The 16,862-nt window shown below is 63.2% G+C and carries 17 protein-coding genes; 8 read left to right on the plus strand and 9 right to left on the minus strand.

The genetic code is table 11. The annotated features are described in order from the left end of the window. Positions 1-10 precede the first annotated feature (10 nt). Positions 11-904 carry a LysR family transcriptional regulator gene (locus tag LPC04_RS27125; RefSeq protein WP_275685456.1) on the minus strand — a complete coding sequence of 298 codons (894 nt, stop codon included), beginning with the start codon at positions 902-904 and terminating at the stop codon, positions 11-13. 109 nt (positions 905-1,013) lie between these two features. On the opposite strand from LPC04_RS27125, the gene LPC04_RS27130 reads away from it, so the two are divergent. Both LPC04_RS27130 and LPC04_RS27135 read left to right on the plus strand, forming a co-directional pair. Further along, complete coding sequence (locus LPC04_RS27130; RefSeq protein ID WP_275685457.1) at positions 1,014-1,724, plus strand: SDR family NAD(P)-dependent oxidoreductase; 711 nt, start codon at positions 1,014-1,016, stop codon at positions 1,722-1,724. 71 nt (positions 1,725-1,795) lie between these two features. Beyond that, positions 1,796-2,455, plus strand: a complete 660-nt coding sequence (locus LPC04_RS27135) for a DsbA family oxidoreductase (protein WP_275685458.1) — start codon at positions 1,796-1,798, stop codon at positions 2,453-2,455. Between the two features lie 71 nt (positions 2,456-2,526). Here LPC04_RS27135 and LPC04_RS27140 read toward each other — a convergent pair whose 3' ends face one another. The 5 genes from LPC04_RS27140 to LPC04_RS27160 all read right to left on the minus strand — a co-directional run bounded on the left by LPC04_RS27140 (position 2,527) and on the right by LPC04_RS27160 (position 7,306). Beyond that, positions 2,527-3,816: an acetyl-CoA C-acyltransferase gene (locus LPC04_RS27140; RefSeq protein ID WP_275685459.1), complete on the minus strand. Its 1,290-nt coding sequence runs from the start codon at positions 3,814-3,816 to the stop codon at positions 2,527-2,529. Positions 3,817-3,949: 133 nt separating this feature from the next. Next, entirely contained in the window at positions 3,950-4,954 is a 1,005-nt protein-coding gene (locus tag LPC04_RS27145) for an SLAC1 anion channel family protein (RefSeq protein ID WP_275685460.1), read from the minus strand. Between the two features lie 14 nt (positions 4,955-4,968). Then, positions 4,969-5,601 (minus strand): FMN-dependent NADH-azoreductase, encoded by a 633-nt coding sequence (locus LPC04_RS27150; protein WP_275685461.1) that lies wholly within the window; start codon positions 5,599-5,601, stop codon positions 4,969-4,971. 4 nt (positions 5,602-5,605) lie between these two features. Continuing rightward, complete coding sequence (locus LPC04_RS27155) at positions 5,606-6,388, minus strand: alpha/beta fold hydrolase (RefSeq protein ID WP_275685462.1); 783 nt, start codon at positions 6,386-6,388, stop codon at positions 5,606-5,608. 378 nt (positions 6,389-6,766) lie between these two features. Continuing rightward, positions 6,767-7,306 (minus strand): TetR/AcrR family transcriptional regulator, encoded by a 540-nt coding sequence (locus LPC04_RS27160; RefSeq protein ID WP_275685463.1) that lies wholly within the window; start codon positions 7,304-7,306, stop codon positions 6,767-6,769. Between the two features lie 392 nt (positions 7,307-7,698). On the opposite strand from LPC04_RS27160, the gene LPC04_RS27165 reads away from it, so the two are divergent. Continuing rightward, the gene (locus LPC04_RS27165) at positions 7,699-10,356 is read left to right on the plus strand and encodes a hypothetical protein (RefSeq protein ID WP_275685464.1); all 2,658 of its coding nucleotides are present in this window, start codon (positions 7,699-7,701) and stop codon (positions 10,354-10,356) included. Here LPC04_RS27165 and LPC04_RS27170 read toward each other — a convergent pair. From LPC04_RS27170 to LPC04_RS27180, 3 genes are all read right to left on the minus strand, one after another. Further along, on the minus strand, positions 10,321-11,037 hold the full coding sequence (locus tag LPC04_RS27170) for a winged helix-turn-helix domain-containing protein (RefSeq protein ID WP_275685465.1): 717 nt from the start codon (positions 11,035-11,037) through the stop codon (positions 10,321-10,323). The two genes, LPC04_RS27165 and LPC04_RS27170, sit on opposite strands and share 36 nt — an antisense overlap. 113 nt (positions 11,038-11,150) lie before the next feature. Beyond that, positions 11,151-11,471, minus strand: a complete 321-nt coding sequence (locus LPC04_RS27175; RefSeq protein WP_275685466.1) for a hypothetical protein — start codon at positions 11,469-11,471, stop codon at positions 11,151-11,153. A 288-nt stretch (positions 11,472-11,759) separates the two neighbouring features. Further along, positions 11,760-12,710: an enoyl-CoA hydratase/isomerase family protein gene (locus LPC04_RS27180; protein ID WP_275685467.1), complete on the minus strand. Its 951-nt coding sequence runs from the start codon at positions 12,708-12,710 to the stop codon at positions 11,760-11,762. Positions 12,711-12,967: 257 nt separating this feature from the next. On the opposite strand from LPC04_RS27180, the gene LPC04_RS27185 reads away from it, so the two are divergent. From LPC04_RS27185 to LPC04_RS27205, 5 genes are all read left to right on the plus strand, one after another. Continuing rightward, positions 12,968-14,377, plus strand: coding sequence for an MmgE/PrpD family protein (locus tag LPC04_RS27185; protein ID WP_275685468.1), 1,410 nt, complete (start codon positions 12,968-12,970; stop codon positions 14,375-14,377). Positions 14,378-14,401: 24 nt separating this feature from the next. Then, positions 14,402-14,632, plus strand: a complete 231-nt coding sequence (locus tag LPC04_RS27190; protein ID WP_275685469.1) for a tautomerase family protein — start codon at positions 14,402-14,404, stop codon at positions 14,630-14,632. A gap of 13 nt (positions 14,633-14,645) precedes the next feature. Beyond that, a complete protein-coding gene (locus tag LPC04_RS27195; protein ID WP_275685470.1) occupies positions 14,646-14,852 on the plus strand; it encodes a tautomerase family protein in 207 nt (68 codons plus the stop codon). Positions 14,853-14,910: 58 nt separating this feature from the next. Then, on the plus strand, positions 14,911-15,168 hold the full coding sequence (locus LPC04_RS27200; protein ID WP_275685471.1) for a DUF485 domain-containing protein: 258 nt from the start codon (positions 14,911-14,913) through the stop codon (positions 15,166-15,168). A gap of 140 nt (positions 15,169-15,308) precedes the next feature. Next, positions 15,309-16,850 (plus strand): sodium:solute symporter family transporter, encoded by a 1,542-nt coding sequence (locus tag LPC04_RS27205; RefSeq protein WP_275685472.1) that lies wholly within the window; start codon positions 15,309-15,311, stop codon positions 16,848-16,850. Positions 16,851-16,862: the final 12 nt, after the last annotated feature.

Here is a 16,862-nt window from a genome sequence, read left to right on the forward strand (position 1 = left end):
ACGAGTCGCTTCAAGCTGCGAACATCGCCGCGCCATCCTTGAACGCGTCCACCAGGTGCTGCATCACCGCTCGGATGGCACTCGAGTTGCGATCCTGCTTGCGAATGAGCAACCAGATCTCGCGATGCGAAGGCAACGGCCCCAACGCACAAAGCCGGAGGTCCGGCACGCGTCGCCCGATGTAGTGCGGCAGGAGAGCCAGCCCCGCGCTGCTCTGAGCGGCGATTGCCTGCAGCACCTGATTCTCCGCGCGAACCGCGATGCGTGCGCGGGGAAACTGTTGCGAGAGCCAGGTCGACTCCGGCATGTTGGCGCTCTCTTCGTTGAAGCTGACGAACGTGGGCGTCTCGCCGCGCTCCACCGCCTCGCACATCTCCGACGTTCCGTAGAAGCCGAATGCCATGCTGCCGACCTGCTTGGCGATCAGGTCGACATCGACGGGTCTGCCAACGCGCACCGCGATGTCCGCCTTGTGTCGCTCGAGACTGATCGAGCGCAGATCGGTGGCCAGGTCGATATCCAGTCCGGGGTGCCTCGAGGTGAACTCGGCGAGTCGCGGCAACAGGAAGCCTTGCGCAAGGGCGGGCGGTGCGTTGATGCGAACCAATCCACGCAAGGCAAGGTCTTCCGTCACGCTCGGACGCGACAAGGTCTGAGCGGCAGCCTCCATCTCCGCTGCCGCTTCGAGAGCGCTCTCGCCGGCAGGCGTCAGCACGTAGCCATCGGGCCGGCGATCGACCAGCTTCTCGCCAACGCTCTCCTCGAGCGACTGGATGCGCCTGGCGACCGTCGCGTGATTGACCTGGAGCGCGCGAGCCGCGGCCGACAAGCTCCGGTATCGCCCGAGGGCCAGGAAGACGCGGACGTCCTGCCAATCGAGCTCTGTGCGTTTTCGATCAGTCATTGCGCAAGGATAGCGGCTCCCGCTTTGCTTGGTGGATCGATAGGCTACCGACCAGGCTGAGGCTTATCGGCTGCAGTTGCAAGCAATCCATTCCTGCAAGGAGAAATTCATGAGTCAAAAGAAAGTTGCCATCGTCACGGGAGCCTCTCAAGGCATCGGCGCAGGCGTCGTCGCCGCGTATCGCAAGAAAGGCTTCGTGGTCGTCGCGAACTCGCGCAACATCCGCCAAGGGCAGGACGATGACGTGGTCGCTGTCGCGGGCGACATTCGCGATCGCAAGGTTGCGGACCGGGTCGTTCAAACCGCACTCGACCGCTTCGGCCGCATCGACACGCTGATCAACAACGCCGGGATCTTCATCGGCAAGCCGTTCACCGAGTACACGACGGAAGAATTCAGGGACGTGATGGCAGTCAACGTCGAAGGCTTCTTCAACATCACCCAGCCGACGTTGAGCCAGATGGTCAAGCAAGGCACCGGTCACATCGTGCAGATCACCACGACGCTCGTGCATCAAGCCATCGCCGGCGTACCCGCCGCGCTCGCTCTGCTGAGCAAGGGTGGCCTGTATGCCGTTACGGGCGGTCTCGCGATCGAGTATGCGAAGACTGGGGTTCGAGTCAACGCGGTGGCGCCCGGCATCATCAAGACGCCGATGCATCCGCCAGAGACGCACGGAATGCTCGGAAGCATGCACCCGGTCGGCCGCATGGGCGAAGTATCGGAAGTGGTCGACGCCATCCTGTACCTCGAGGACGCCGCGTTCGTCACCGGCCAGACCATCAACGTCGATGGCGGTCAGCATTCCGGCCGCTGGTAAGCGAAGTTCGCGTCAACAAGTGACGTTCCAGACGCGTGCATCGCGTCATTTTCAATTCCTGCAGGATTTCCATGAGCGCGCAAATCAAGAGTGAAGTTCGACTTCAAATTGCATCCGACGTCGTCTGTCCCTGGTGCTTCATCGGCAAGCGAGCCATCGATCAAGCTCTGCCGATCTTGAAGGATCGGGGTGTCGACGTGACCATCGAGTGGCTACCCTTCCAGCTCAACCCGACCCTGCCCGCCGAGGGCATGGATCGCAAGAAATTTCGCACCGCCCGATTCGGCAGTTGGGAGGCCGCGCTTGCGATGGATGATCGCGCCATCAAGGCGGGTGCCGGGGTCGGTGCGCAGTTTCGCTATGACCGACAGAAGAAGACGTCCAACACCCTGGCGGGGCACGCGCTCGTGCGTCTGGCAGGCGTGGAGGGTGGCGCAAGCTTGCAGGAACGCGTCGTCGAGGCGTTGTTCGTCGCTTATTTCACGGACGGAAAAGACGTGGGCGATGAGGCCATCCTGGAGCAGATCGCGACCTCCAGCGGCATGGAACCTGGCGCGGTCCTGCGCTCTCGCGCGACACGCAAGGACGTGGCCGCAACCGAGGCGGCCATTCGCTCCGCCGGTCTCGAAGGAGTACCGAGCTACATCGTCGATGGCCGGCTGCTGTCCAGCGGTGCACAGGACGTGGCGGGATACGTCCGGATGTTGACGGCTGTAGCTCGTCCGATCTAGTTCCGCCCAGGTGCTGACGAACGGGACTGTCTCGCTTGCGGCCCTGGCCAGAAACGCGTCGATGACGGCAACTACGACTGAAGCAGCGCCACGGTGCCGCCGCCGCCGTCTGCGCAGATGCTGACGATCGCCCTGGTTCCCTTCGGATGGCTCGCCAGTTCCTTGACTGCCTGGCTGAGAATGCGAGCCCCTGTTGCTGCGAAGGGATGGCCCAGAGCCACGGAACCGCCGTTGGGGTTCATGCGTTCCCGGGGAAAAGCTCCAAAGATTGGCTCGAGGCCGACTTTGTCCCGCAGGAACGACGCATCTTCCCAAGCCTTGATGTGGAACGCCACCTGGGCCGAGAAGGCCTCGTGGATCTCCCACAGCCCGACGTCGTGGAAGCGAAGACCGTTGCGCGCCAGGAGGCGCGGAACGGCGAACGCCGGCGCCATGAGAAGTCCGTCGACGTGGAAGTCGACTGAGGCCACTTCCCAGTCGACCAGGCGCGCGGTCGGAATGCCGGGCGGCAGCTTCGCGATCCCTTCCTCCGATCCGACCCACAGAGCCGCCGCCCCGTCGGTGAGGGCGGAGGAATTGCCCGCGGTGAGCGTTCCAAGCCCGGAGGTCCTGTCGAATGCCGGTTTCAGTGCCGCCAGGCGATCAGCTGATGTGTCCTGGCGCGGCAGGCCGTCCTGGTGGACGTTTCCGCTTGGTGTCTCGACCGACATCACCAGGTCATCGAAAAATCCCGCCTGCCAGCCAGCGACGGCCCGTTGGTGGCTCTCGAGCGCCAGCGCATCCTGAGTCTCGCGCGAGATGTGCCACTGCTTCGCGGTGATCTCCGTGTGCTCGCCCATGCTCATGCCGGACGTCCGGTTCACCACCTTAGGAATCCATAGGCGGACATCCTTGGGGTTCAACTCGGTCAGCTGGTGAAATTTCGCGCCGAGAGTTCTTGCTCCCTGGAACTCTCGCAGCCAGTCGGAGAAGTTCTGGCTGAAGCCGATCTGGACGCGACTCATGCTCTCGGCGCCGCCCACCACGGCAAGCTGGCGTGCCTTTCCATCGATCATGCCCGCGGCCTGAAAGGCGCCGACCATCGACGTGGAGCAGGCCATCACGGTGGAATAGGCCGGGATCGTCGCATCGAGCTTGGCATCCAGGAGCACCTCTCGGCCTATGCTTGACCAAGTCAGGTTCGGAATGACCGTCCCCCAAATGAAAAGATCCGGTCGCGCCCCGGAGAGCTTGGCCATCATTGCTTGAGCAACAGGCACCGAGAGCCCGATCGCGTCGAGATGCGAGAACGCTCCCCCAGCCTTGAGGAAGGGCGTACGAACGCCGGCGGCGAGGTAGATCGGGGTGGCGGTGGAACTCATGAACGGTCCTTGTTCGAAGTGAGCCGCCTGCATTATTTCCTACCGCCTTCCCTGTCGGAGGCCCGGCCGTCGCGCGCATCCGGCGACGATGCGAAGAACCACGCTCAAGGACGAAGAGAACCAACCGAATGCTTCACGCCACCAACAGGCGACGCGTGAACAACCGATGCAGCGTCTGCACGGACAGCACGGCGACGACCACGCTGACGAGAAGCAGCGCCAGGCCGGCGATGCCGCTCAATACCCAGGTGCCGGCGTAAGCGGCGTACTGCAGCGCGGCGATGGACAGCGCCGCCATCGGAAAGCTGACAGCCCACCACGACGTCGCGAACGGCACATTGAGGCGAAAGACTTGCGGCGACAGCGTGATGAAGAGGAACAGACCGGCATGGAACAGCAGGCCTGCGAACATGTCCACTGCGTGCGTCATGCCGACATACGCGAGGAATCCCACCTCGAGGGGCGCGATCATGACGATCAGCGAAGGCACCATCGTGGCGGGCAGCGGTTCCTGGTGGACGACGCGGGAGAAGACCATCATGAAGAACACTACCGCCATCATCGTGCCCACCGACAGCCCGAAAAGATCGACCTCGCGGGCCCACTCCATCGGCATGGTGCTGCCGGTCACGGCGACGTCGAGTGTGCCGACGCCGGAGATCAGCCAGGGCGGGGTTGCATGGACCGGGTCGACCTTGCCATGCAGCAAGCGGCCGACCACGACAAAGGTCAGCACGAACGTGAGCGCCGTCCCGCAGGTCCACAGCACCTCACCGAATACCTCGGCATACCTGCTCACGACCACCGACAGCAGCATGATAGCGATGGTGATCGTGCCGAAGAAATTGCCCCCGACGGGATGCTCGAATTCCGCCTTCACGGCCGCCGGGTAGCACAAGCACTTCGCGAGATATCCTGTCGCGAGCACCAGAAACGTGGCGAGGGCAACAACGCCGATCGCGTCGCCGATCGCCGCGGGCACGCCGAACACCCGATGCGCGCTGCGCCACGCAAGCGAGAGACCCGCAAGGCCCATGACTGCGCCGAACAGGTTGACCGGCAGGTACCTGACAGAACGTCGTTGGCTGCCGACACCAGACGTGACAGGAGGAGCGACGTCCATCAAATCGCGGAGCATCGGCGAGCCTGAGATCAGAAGGAGCGTGCGATCGCGCGGGCTTCTTCCGCCGCCTTCACCCGTCCGAACGGGCCTTGCGAGTCCAGCAGCGTCCTTTCCACCAGGATGCCTTTCACGTCCATGATCCCGATGAATTTCAGCCACATCTCGACATAGGGCCGTTGCAGGTCGAATTCGCGCGCCGGAGTGAACGATCCCGGCGACGAATAGTCGAGCCCTCGGGCGAAGACAACAGCCGCCTTCTTGCCCGCGAGCTTGCCGGTGAAGCTCGTGCCGTCGAAATCGAACATCACCTTGTCATGCGTGATGACGTCGATCAGCTGCTTGAACTTGTACGGGATGCCGAAATTCCACAGCGGGATCCCGAGCAGCAACTTGTCGGCAGCGCGAAACGGTGCCGCGAGTTCCTCGACACGTCGCCATGCCGACTCCTGAGTCGGCGTCAGCGCCTGGCCACTGAGCATTGCGTACTTCGCGGCCATCGCATCGCCGTCGAATTCCGGGATCGCCGCGTTCCAGATGTCGAGTGTCTCGATGGTGTCCGCCGGATGGGCCTCCCGGTAGGCGTCGAGAAAAGCGCGGCAGACCTCGATGGAAGCGGAGTCCTGCTTGCGCGGCGAGCATTCGATATAGAGGAGTCGTGCCATGGTCTTAACGCCCAGCGGCGGCAGCAGCAGCAGCAGCGATGATGGCGTCGGCGACTGCCTTCGGATGCGAAATCTGCGGCACATGGCTGGCAGGCAAGCTCACGACTGTCGCTCCGATGTTCTTGGCCATGGCCTGTTCCAGCGCCGGCTGGATCATGTGATCCTGCGTGCTGACGATGAACCACGACGGGCGGGTCTTCCACGCCGCGTGGGTCGCCTTCTCCTCGAAGTTGGCGCCGCGCACAGCGCCCTGGGAGACCGCCATCAGGTTGGTCTGTGCGGCCGGAACGTCCTGGGCCAGCTGCTTGGCAATGCCTTCCGGCGTCATGGTGACGAAGCCTTGCTTGTCGGCCACGAAGTAGTTCGAGCCCTCGGACTTCGGATAGTCCTTGGACAGATCGACGGCGGACTGGCCTTCGCCAGGCGCAAAGGCCGCGACGTAGACCAGCGCCTTCACGTGCTCGTCCTCGCCGGCTTCGGTGATCACCATGCCGGCCCAGGAGTGACCGACCAGCACGACCGGCCCGGTCTGCGCATCGAGCACGCGCCGCGTCGCCGCCACGTCGTCGGCCAGGGACGACAGCGGGTTCTGAACGGACACGACCTTCAGGCCCTTGGCCTGCAGAAGAGGCACCACCTTGTCCCAGGCAGAGCCATCCGCAAAGGCGCCGTGCACCAGCACGACGGTCGTGGGGGTCTGCGCAGCGGATGCCGCGGAGGCGGCGCCCGCTGCGAGCGTGAGGCCGAGTGCGGCACCGTAAATGACGGTCTTGACGAGAGATTTCACGAGGGATCCTGTTGATGAATGAAGGAAGTGATCGCCGGCCGTCGCGCAATGCCAGGGCCTGCTCCGAATTGAGCCGGTGTCGCGCCGGTCACGGCGCGCGCCGCGCAGGTAGATGAATTTAGGGCGTTGAACACGATGAGTGAATGGCCGTTCGGCGGCAAACAGTCTTGCGCAGCACGATGGGATCGGCAGGGAACTTCGCTTGGTACGTCGTGATGACTATGGCCTGCACCTCGCTGGCGCGCCACGGACTCAAGCACGTGCGATTGGTGGGGCATTGGTCATACACGCGTCCTGCACCGGAGTGAGGCAGGGGGTGCGATGGAGGACGGACGCCGAAGTGCCAAGGCCCGGCTGGCCCTCGGCGTGATTCACCCGTCACACGACCGGCCACACCCTCATCGCTCTGCGCACCGTAGCCACCAACGCCGCATGCCCCGCACCGTCCTTCGCTTGAATGGACATGCCCTGGTAGATGGTGGCGTAGAAGCGTGCAAGCTCCCCGGCATCGGTGTCGGACGGAAGCTCGCCTGCGTCGATCGCGTTCCGGATCCGGTCTTCCACGTCGGCGGCCTCGTCGGCACGCCGTCGTTGCAACGCATCACACACGCTCTGCGCGGCGCCTGCGCAGTTAGTGGCTGACATGACGATCATGCAACCTTTGGGGTGGTTCGATTGAACAAACTCATTCGCCGCCTCGCTCAGCCAGCGCTCGATCGCCTGGCGCGCGCTCGGTTCCTCTCTCACGGCGCGGGTACTGATGCTGCCGTAGCTCAGTGCGTAGCGCTCAACGGCTTCGAGGAAGAGTTGTTCCTTGGCGCGGAAAGCGTGGTACAGGCTGGGGGAGGTGATTCCCATCGCCGAGATCAGATCGGAAATCGACGATGCTTCGTAGCCGCGCTCCCAGAAGACGTGCATCGCCGCCTCGAGCGCGATGTCGCGGTCGAACGAGGACGGCCGCCCTCGAGTCCTTCGCTCAGGGAGGCTTCTCTCGATGCCTTCTCCGCTATCCACGATGATGGTGCTCCCCGGTTGGCGGCTTCCAACGACGGGCCCAAGTTGCGCATATTGAATGCAATTCAGACCGGCCTCGATGACTGCGCGTCGTCGCCATTGGGAGTCAGTCTACGGACGTGATGCCCGCGAGTGAACAGCCGCGATCCGGCAGACTATCTTTCGCTCGGCGAAAGATCTGGCTTTACAGCCGGTCGACTCTGTTACGTCTGTCGAAGAATCGATAACAACGCTTAAAACCGAGACGGATTCCACTCACGGCTCCGGACAAGCGTCGTAGACAGGCGAGGAAGAACGTGAAGAAGTCGATGGGATTCGTCCAGCGTCGGGAGCGGCGGCTGTTCGTGCTGGCCGTGTGTTTTGCGCTCGCGGCCTGTGGCGGGGGAAAGGGTGATGGAGGTGACCCACCGACATCCACCCCAGCGTCTGCGCCGCCGCCGCTCTCGACGCCGGTGTCGTCGCCCGCACCTGGCCCGGCCCCCGGCGCGCCTGCGTCCGCGCCGGCACCAAGTACGACGGGTCCAGCGGCGTTGACCTTTCCCATCGAAGTGTTGGGGGACGGGGATCCCGGCAATCCAGTCGTGGCCTCCGCAGATGTCGCGCTCGATCCTGGCTCGATTGCCTCTGCGACACAGTTGGTAGTGCGGACGCATCGTGTCGGCTTCTACAACTCTCCCGAGTTCCAAGCCCTCGGCAAGCCGATCACCAAGGTGGGCGGCAGCATGCGAGTGGTCGGTGGCTCAAGCAGTGCCGCTGTGCCCTGGATCGACATCACCGACGCAAACGTGCAACTCAACGACGTCGAGCGGGTCCACGGCGGCGTCAACGGTGCACTGGTCACGATCCGCTTTCGAGTGCAGCTCGACGCGGCCACCCGCGGCCGCCTGGTGGGATTTCCCGCAACCAATCGAATCGAGTTCCGCTTCAACGGTACGGACGGAAATTCGAACGGCTACCGTGTCCTCGACCTGCAACTGCAGGACGCGACCGGGAAGGACCTGATCGAGAACGCGCATCAATGGGCAGACATAGGCGCTCAGAAGACAGCAGGGAAGACCTGGACTCCGGACGCCGATCAAGGCAAGGCGCTGTGGACGGCACAGAACGTCTTGTTGAAATCATCCATCGTGCCCATGAAGCTCCGAGCGTCTTGCAGTTCATGCCACGCCTCCGATGGGCGGGATCTGCAGTACTTCAACTACTCCGACAACGCCATCGTGCAGCGCTCGCGCTTCCACGGGTTGTCGGAGGCACAGGGCAAGCAGATCGTTGCCTACCTGCGCGCCGCGCTCTACAACACGGTGCCGTACGTCGCGCAGGCGACGCCCTGGAATCCACCCTATCAGCCCGGCCCGGGCATGGACGGCAAGCCGGTCGTCGAATGGGCCGCAGGCGCCGGGATCGACGCGGTGTTGCCCGACGCGAAGTCCTTCATCAACGCTTTTGTCGGCAAGGCCCTGAACAGCACCGATGCGGTGACGCAGGTCGACGTCGATGCGGCCATGGATCCCGGTCTTGGCAAGGTGCTCAACACCCGCGAACTGCCTGTGGCTCTCCAGTTCCCGGATTGGAACTCCTGGCTGCCCATCGAGCATCCGCTGGATATCTGGACGCCGGACGCGGGCCAGGCGGCCGGCCTGTTTGAAATGCAAGGCGACAGCAATTCAAACCCCGCCAAGGCGTTGCAGCGAATCAGCGACTTCCTGGCGGCCAACAAGAATCCGAATGGCGTCTATGGGGACTGGACACATCTGAGTCCTGCTCTTCGCAACCAGGTGCAGAACTGGATGCAGGCCCTGGGCGCGAGTTCCATTGCCTTCATCGGCGGGGGGCGTGGATCTCGTGTCTCGCCCGATCCGACTAAGCCTTACGGCGGCGAGATCGGCGGCGCGAAACTCCAGGTACTGATGTCGCCCGCGACCGCCGCCGCCGCGTCGATGCCGGCCTCCTTTACCAAGGAGGCGTTCATGGAGCGTGCGCTGTTCGGCATGATTCACTGGATGGGCGTCAAGCAGTGGGAACTCTCCCAGACCTACGGGCTGGAAGGGCCGCAGTCAGTGCTTCACGGCACACGCGACAGCAACGGAAACTGGGTCGGTAGTGGAGAGCAACGGGGTTGGACGTACAGCTGGCCAAGCGTCTTCTACGTGGCCCCGCACATGCTCTACGTGCCCCAGGGCGGTCGTCAATCCTACTTCTCCTGGGAGCCTGAATTGACATCGTTCTACAGGACGAACCAGTGGTACCAGTTGCAGATGACACTGAATCCCGGATGGGCGGGTGCGTCGAACGGCGCGATGGACTGGCCGTACCACATGGTGCTCACGGAGTCCCTCGCTGACGACCTGATCGCTGCGAATGCACCACCGCAGATCACGGCGACGCACCTGGCGAGATTCTTCGTCATCCGTACGAAGCTCGCGCAGCTGGCCAACACCGACATTCCGTTCAACCAACCGGACCCTGCCGACCCGACGAACCTGTTCAAGAACTCCGGCCTACAGAGCAAGGCGGCTCTCGTCGACCACAAACTAGGCGTGGGTGAGGTGGTTGACCGTGGCCCGAGTTCGTCCGAACGAACGAGGTTCCGCCTTCTTGACTCGGTTGCGCCGGGCACTCACCTGTTGTTCATCAATGGCTCGATCTCGCTGTACAACAAGCTCTACTCGACCACGACGTACGGACAGTGGCGGCGCTGCGATCCCAATGCGAGCTTCAGTGGTGACCCGGTGCACGATCCCGAAGCCGAGTCCGGTTTCCGCTTCTGCTTGGACCCGAAGCGAACGCCGCTACCTCTGAACAGCAGCGGCCAACCGCACCTTGTCGGAAGCTGGAACGCATGGACGACGGAGCAGTTCACCACGTGGGGCATCATGTCCGCGAGAAACCACGGTGCCGAGCCCGCGCGCCTGAAGGTGCTATCGGATTGGGACAACCTCATGTGGCCGAACTGAGTTCAGCTCGAGGCAGTAGCCGCGAGCTCTGAGCGTCCGGATCGTGAGCTGGGTGCCGGCGAGCTTGCTGCGCAAGCGATGCACATAGACCTGGACGGAGTTGCCCCGCCTCCGATCGCCAGCCCAGCCGGAGGGGGCGAGCATCCAGGCGTCCTGGATCTGCTGCTTTGACACGGGTCGGCCGTGAAGGAGGATCAGCAGTCCGAGCAAGCTCACTTCCCTCGGCGACAGTGCGACGGGTGTGCCATCGATCACGATCCTGAAGGCATGGCGCTCGAAGATCACCCGGCCCAACGATGTCGCGCCCGTGGATGGGGTCGCCGCAACCGGGACATCGGTGAGATGTCTTACCAGCTCACGCGGTACAGCGGACTTGACAAGGTAGGAATTCGCACCGGCCCGAACGGCCGCCACTCCGCTCGCCTCCTCGGTCTCGGACGCTATGACAACGATGACGAGCGAGCGATTCAGCATGCGGACCGTGCGTATCCGCTGAAGCGATTGCAGCAAGGGAATTGCGACATCGACGACGAGCGCTCGGATATCGTGTCGAAGCAATCGAACCGCAGCGTCGTCCCACGAGCCCGCTGTTTCAAGGCCGATCGAAAGCCCTGCCAAGTCGATTCGAAGGAATTCCGAGAGCAACTCGTCGTCGCTCAAGAGCAGGACATGAGTGTTCATGTGCAGAGGCCAGTTGGCCTGTAGATGTGGTGCGTAGTGACGGGAGGGCCTGACGAAGACCTGTTCGTGCGGTCGAATCGCTCGAAACCGCAAATCGCCAAGCGGCGGATCGGTCAATCGGACGAGGTGTCGGGGCCGATGAGCAACAAGCTGCAGGCTTCCGAGAATTTCGACTTCCGGCGACGCATGAATCGCGGCGGGCCGACTTCCCGCCGACCCCAAGGCACAACGAACCCGCTGCCGTAGCGACTGCGCAAGTCAGAGTTCGGTCGAGTGTCGGCGCTCACCGCAAAGAGCTCCCATCCGGGAAGGCCGGCAACGAAGCCCTGCGAATTCAGATGACGATCGCCGTGAGACGCTGGGAGGTCGTCCGGTTCGATGATGAGCCGCTCCATGGAAAGCAGGGTCTCGTCATTGTTCGGGAGCTTGCACACCTCAGCATCCGCCTTCAGTTGCGACGGACACCCCCACGCCGGCCCCCTACGCGGCTATGACCAATGCTCCATTGCGCGCAGGAGAAGGCGACGCTAGTCGCGCCCCCACCGCAATTGCGAGTTCTGGAACTCCCTGCGCACCACCGAAGTGATGAGACCCCGCCCGGCAGTGCCTTGACACGGACGGGGAGGCGCCTCGATGCGGCATCGATCCGTGATGGCCCCGCACTCCGTGCTTGCGGGAGGCGGGGCCGGACGTTCCGGAACTCCCATGCTCCCGCTCCATGGTCACTTCGACGGGCTGAGCTTGCCTGTGTAGTCGTCGAGACGGCTCTCGAGATCCGCGCTGGTCCCCAGGCCAAGTCCCATCAGCGCACCGACGCGCCGTTGTGCATCAGGACGCTGCACCGAGGTAAGGAAGGCGTCCCACTCGGCGCCGAATTGCTCGTCCGATGGCAGGCTGTTGGCATCGACCCGACGCTTGATGTCGGCAATCGTCTGCTTGTCGAAGCTGGCGATGCGACGCGCCATCGTGTCGACGAACGCGTCGAGATCCGCATCGGGCAGCGCACGGTTGACGTAGCCGTAGCGCTCGGCAATATCACCATCGATGTAGCTTCCGGTCATCAGCACTTCCAACGCGCGGCCGCGGCCCATCAGTCGTGGCAGGCGGGCCATCGGCCCACCGCCCGGAGTGAACCCGGCGCCGATCTCGAACTGCGAGAGCTCGGCCTTTTCGCGGCTGGCGAATCGCATGTCGCTGGCCAGGGCCAACTCGCTGCCGACACCGGTGGCACGCCCGCGGATCATGGCGATCGACACGACCGGTGCCTTGCTCAGTCTCACCAGCATGTCCGGCAGTGGCGGCAATCCGGTCGGGCCGGCAGGCAGGCTGGTCGTGTCGGTCAGGGGCGGCACGAAGTCGTAGTGGGTCAGGAAGAAGCCCGGCACATCGCTGTCGAACACCACGACCCTCACCTTCGGGTCGGTCTCGATCGCAGTCACGACCTTGTTCAACTGCGGCATCGTGTTCGGGCCGTAGATGTTGAAGGGCGGATTGTGGAACGTTACGCGCCAGTATTCGGGCGTGACGCGAACCAGCCGAATCTGGTCATTGGATTCTGTGACCGAATGGGGCTTGGCGGCCTGCGCAGTCGACGGTGTTTTCTGAGCGTTCGCCGGAGCCGTGAAGGCGATGCCGGCGGCAACGATCGCAGTAAGGAGGAGACGTGAATTCATGATGAGAATCCGAAGTTGGTGTGATTCAAGTGTGGTGGCGGGCCCTCGCGCGGTGAATAGCCGTCGTTCGACAGTTGCTCTTCCACTCTTCGCAAGAACGTGGACAGGACCGGACCTGTTCCGGTGGGGTATCTCGAACGTAGATAGCCCTATGAAATAGCTTCGCTTGAATCCATATCGAGTCAGAGTGACCATGAATCATCGACTTCATTCCACAGCGTTGCGGAAGGGTCGGATTGCCTTGGAGACGTCGACAGATGATTGCACCCACCACGGTTCAGCGCATCGCGCGATTTGCGCATGACGCTCGTCCCAGCGATATCTCGAACAAGTCGCTGGCGCTGTACAAGCGAAATATTCTCGACAGCCTCGGCTGCGCGATAGCGGCCCTGCCGGGACATCCATTTCACGCGTTGCGCGAGCAATTCATCGAGTACGGCGGAAGCAGTGCCTGCACGCTGATTGGCGGCGGCACCACGTCACCCGACCAGGCCGCCCTGTACAACTCCGGCCTGGTTCGCTACGTCGACCTGCTGGACAGCTACATGTCGCCTGGCGGTCTCTGCCATCCGAGCGACAACTTCGGCCCCATCCTCGCGGCCGCGGAACACGCGTCGGCAAGCGGCGAAGATTTCATCCTGGCCCTGGCGGTTTCCTACGAGATCGGTTGCCGGATCACGGCGATCGTTCCCGTGATGTCCAAGGGCTTCAACCACGCCATCCAACTGGCGATGTCCGCGGCGGCGGGGTCGGGGAAATTGCTTGATCTGAACGTCGATCAACTCGGCAACGCGATCGCGATCGCCACGGTCGACAACATTTCGCTGACCTGCGTCCATTCCGAGCCGGTGTCCCAATGGAAGGGCTTCTCGCCCGGCATGACTGGCATGCGCGCGATCTACGCGGCGTCGCTGGCCAAGCGCGGATTCACCGGGCCCCAGCGATTGTTCGAAGGGCCGAACGGCCTCGTGCGGATGTTCGACCAGCCCCTGGAGGTCGACTGGAGGGATTCCCGCCTGGATGTCGTCCAGCAGACCGTGATGAAGAAGTACTGCTCTCTCATCCACGGGCAACCGGTACTCGAGGCGACGCTGGCGCTCAAGCGCGAGAACAGCCTGACCTCTGAGGACGTCGAGAGCGTCGTCTGCGACATCTTCCAGACGGGGTATGACATCGCAGGCGGCGGAGGATTCGGCCCCAAGGATCACCCGACGACGAAGGAACAGGCGGACTACAACCTCAAGTACCTCATCACCGCGGCGATCCTGGACGACCAGGTCGGGCCGGCCCAGCTCGAGGCGGAACGCATCCAGGCCGAGGACGCGCAATCGCTGCTCGCGCGCGTCACCGTGCGCCCGGATCCCGCCTTCACGGCGAGCTATCCGGCCGCGCTCAATACCCGAATCACGATCACCTGCAGGGATGGTCGCGTGTTCACGAAGGACCACATCGGCTTCGAGGGTGGTCGCGAACATCCGTTCTCCTGGGATCGGGTCGTGGAGAAATTCCACTGGTTGAGCGAGCGCCACGCGAACCAGGAGCTCCGGTCGCGGATCGTGGATCTGGTCGCGCATCTCGAAAGACACCGGATCAGCGAACTCACCGAGCTGCTGTCGATGGTCAGCCCGGACGCGCGATACCCCGCAACCCACCCCGGGATTCAATAGCCCGTTCATCAAGGAGATATGGAGATGGCCCTGATTTCATGCGACATGCGCTTCGGAAGGAGCGACGAGCAAAAGCGGCAACTTGCTGCCGGACTGCTTCGGGTGGTAAGCGCCGCCACCGGCGAGACGAAGGACGACATCTTCTTCGTGATTCGCGAGGGACGCGGCATCAATTTCGTCGAGCACGGCGAGCATCTTCCCGAGTATGTGGAAGGTGCTGCGAACGACCAGGCTTTGATTCAGCGCCTCAAATAGCCGGGAGACAGACATGCCCTTCATCGAATGCCACATCAAGGCCGGCCTGAGCCCGGAGCGTCGCGAGGATCTCATGCGCGACATCATCCAGGTCACGCATGACTCCATCGGTTCGGATCCGAAGATCATCAACGTGATCATCCACGAACACCCGGCGAGCAACATCAGCGTCTCCAGCCGAATCAACGGGAGGGACTTCAAGCTGAAGAAAGCCGGATGACGTCGCCGCTCGATGGCCGAGCAATGAGGCGCGTGGGTGAACGAACCAAGGAGACAAGATGATTGGCGTATTCGACGACGACAACCGGATCGCGTCCGGGCGAGAGAGGATGGGGTTGGCAACGCTGCTGACCTTTCTTCAGGCCGCCGTGTTCTTCGGATTTCTGCTGGTCGGAATCCTGTCGCCAGCGACGATGGCGACACCGGTCAGCGAGGGTTCGGTCGTGACCACCGCATTCGTGCTTGGCCTGGCCGTGCTGATCATCAGCGTGCTGCTGACCGGGCTCTATGTCCTGGCCGAGAACGGGTCCGATTGAACGACCCATCAACCGGCGTCGCATCCACATTTCACCTCTTGGGTCGGAAGATGACAACCATTCGAAACGGCTTCATGACGGCGCTCGTTCTCGCCCTGAGCGGGGCCGCTGCACCTTGCCTGGCGGCACCAGGTGGCACTGTGAGCTCCGACCACGCCATCGCCATCGCGTTCTTCTTCATCTTCGTCCTCATGACGCTCTGCATCACCTACTGGGCTGCGGCGCGCACGAAGTCGAAGCACGATTTCTACGCTGCCGGAGGCAAGGTCACGGCCGTTCAGAACGGTCTGGCGATCGCCGGCGACTTCATGTCGGCCGGAGCGTTGCTCGGGCTGACGGCGCTCGTCTACAGCAAGGGCTTCGACGGCCTGGTGTATGCCGTCGGCTATGCCACCGGCATGCCCGTGGTGGTGTTCCTGCTGGCGACCCGCCTTCGCAAGCTGGGCAAGTACACGTTCGCGGACGTGGTCTCGACACGCCTCTCCGAAAGGCCGATCCGGATCTTCGCCGCCTGCGCGTCGCTTTGCATCGTGTCGCTGTACCTGATCACCCAGATGGTCGGCGCCGGCCAGCTCATCAAGCTGCTGTTCGGCATCGACTACATCTACGCGGAGTTCCTGGTCGGCTTTCTCATGATCCTCTACGTCGCCTATGGCGGCATGGTGGCGACGACGTGGGTGCAGATCATCAAGGCGGTCATGCTGCTGACCGGGACGCTGCTGATGAGCTTCCTGGTGCTGAAGGCCTTCGGGTTCAGTTTCGGCGCCATGCTCGCTGCCGCCGTGAAGAACCACGCGAGGGGCGCCGCGATCCTCGCGCCACAGGGAATGGTGAAAGACCCGCTGTCGGCCCTGTCACTTGGACTGGCGGTGATGTTCGGCACCTGCGGCCTTCCGCACATCCTGATGCGTTTCTTCACCGTACCTGACGCGCGGGCCGCACGCGGTTCGGTGTTCTGGGCAGCGACCGTGATGAGCACCTTCTTCGGTCTCGTATTCATCATCGGCTTCGGTTCGATCGCGCTCGTTGCGTCGAACCCGATCTTCCTCGACGCCACCGGCAAGCCCATCGGCGGCGGCAACATGGTGGCCCTTCATCTGGCCAACGCGGTCGGCGGCGACGTGCTGCTGGGGTTCATCTCGGCGGTCGCGTTCGCCACGATCCTCGCCGTCGTGTCAGGACTGACACTCGCGGGTTCGTCTGCCTTCTCCCACGATCTGTACGCCCGCGTCTTCTGCAAGGGTGCGGCAGACCCGGTCAAGGAGGCGCGTGTGTCGCGCATCTCCGCCTTCGCGCTCGGTGTGATCGCCATTGCGCTTGGCATCGCGTTCCAGACACTGAACGTGGCCTACATGATCTCACTGACGTTTTCCGTCGCGTGCAGCTCGACATTCCCGGTATTGCTTCTCGCCCTGTATTGGAATCGTCTGACGACAGCGGGAGCGGTGGCGGGAGGTTCCGTTGGCTTGGTCTCGGCCATCTTGCTCACCGCCGCCGGGCCCGCCGTCTGGGTGAGCATACTGGGGCACGCCGCGCCGCTGATCTCCATTGATCCTCCCGCCATCATCACGATGCCGCTGGCGTTCATCACATGCTGGCTCGTCTCGATCTTCGGTCAGGGCGAGCATGCGGCCGTGGATCGGGCTAACCTGGGCGGGATGTCCGGCGCGACAGCTCGCTGACCGTGCGTCGAT

The organism is Scleromatobacter humisilvae, from assembly GCF_023231945.1.
In the GTDB taxonomy this organism is placed as follows: Bacteria; Pseudomonadota; Gammaproteobacteria; order Burkholderiales; family Burkholderiaceae_C; genus Scleromatobacter; species Scleromatobacter humisilvae.

Coding starts and splice junctions, on each gene's coding strand:
- LPC04_RS27125 (WP_275685456.1), bottom strand. CDS start 904: ATGACTGATCGAAAACGCACAGAGCTCGATTGGCAGGACGTCCGCGTC.
- LPC04_RS27130 (WP_275685457.1), top strand. CDS start 1,014: ATGAGTCAAAAGAAAGTTGCCATCGTCACGGGAGCCTCTCAAGGCATC.
- LPC04_RS27135 (WP_275685458.1), top strand. CDS start 1,796: ATGAGCGCGCAAATCAAGAGTGAAGTTCGACTTCAAATTGCATCCGAC.
- LPC04_RS27140 (WP_275685459.1), bottom strand. CDS start 3,816: ATGAGTTCCACCGCCACCCCGATCTACCTCGCCGCCGGCGTTCGTACG.
- LPC04_RS27145 (WP_275685460.1), bottom strand. CDS start 4,954: ATGCTCCGCGATTTGATGGACGTCGCTCCTCCTGTCACGTCTGGTGTC.
- LPC04_RS27150 (WP_275685461.1), bottom strand. CDS start 5,601: ATGGCACGACTCCTCTATATCGAATGCTCGCCGCGCAAGCAGGACTCC.
- LPC04_RS27160 (WP_275685463.1), bottom strand. CDS start 7,306: ATGCACGTCTTCTGGGAGCGCGGCTACGAAGCATCGTCGATTTCCGAT.
- LPC04_RS27170 (WP_275685465.1), bottom strand. CDS start 11,037: ATGAACACTCATGTCCTGCTCTTGAGCGACGACGAGTTGCTCTCGGAA.
- LPC04_RS27180 (WP_275685467.1), bottom strand. CDS start 12,710: ATGAATTCACGTCTCCTCCTTACTGCGATCGTTGCCGCCGGCATCGCC.
- LPC04_RS27185 (WP_275685468.1), top strand. CDS start 12,968: ATGATTGCACCCACCACGGTTCAGCGCATCGCGCGATTTGCGCATGAC.
- LPC04_RS27190 (WP_275685469.1), top strand. CDS start 14,402: ATGGCCCTGATTTCATGCGACATGCGCTTCGGAAGGAGCGACGAGCAA.
- LPC04_RS27195 (WP_275685470.1), top strand. CDS start 14,646: ATGCCCTTCATCGAATGCCACATCAAGGCCGGCCTGAGCCCGGAGCGT.
- LPC04_RS27200 (WP_275685471.1), top strand. CDS start 14,911: ATGATTGGCGTATTCGACGACGACAACCGGATCGCGTCCGGGCGAGAG.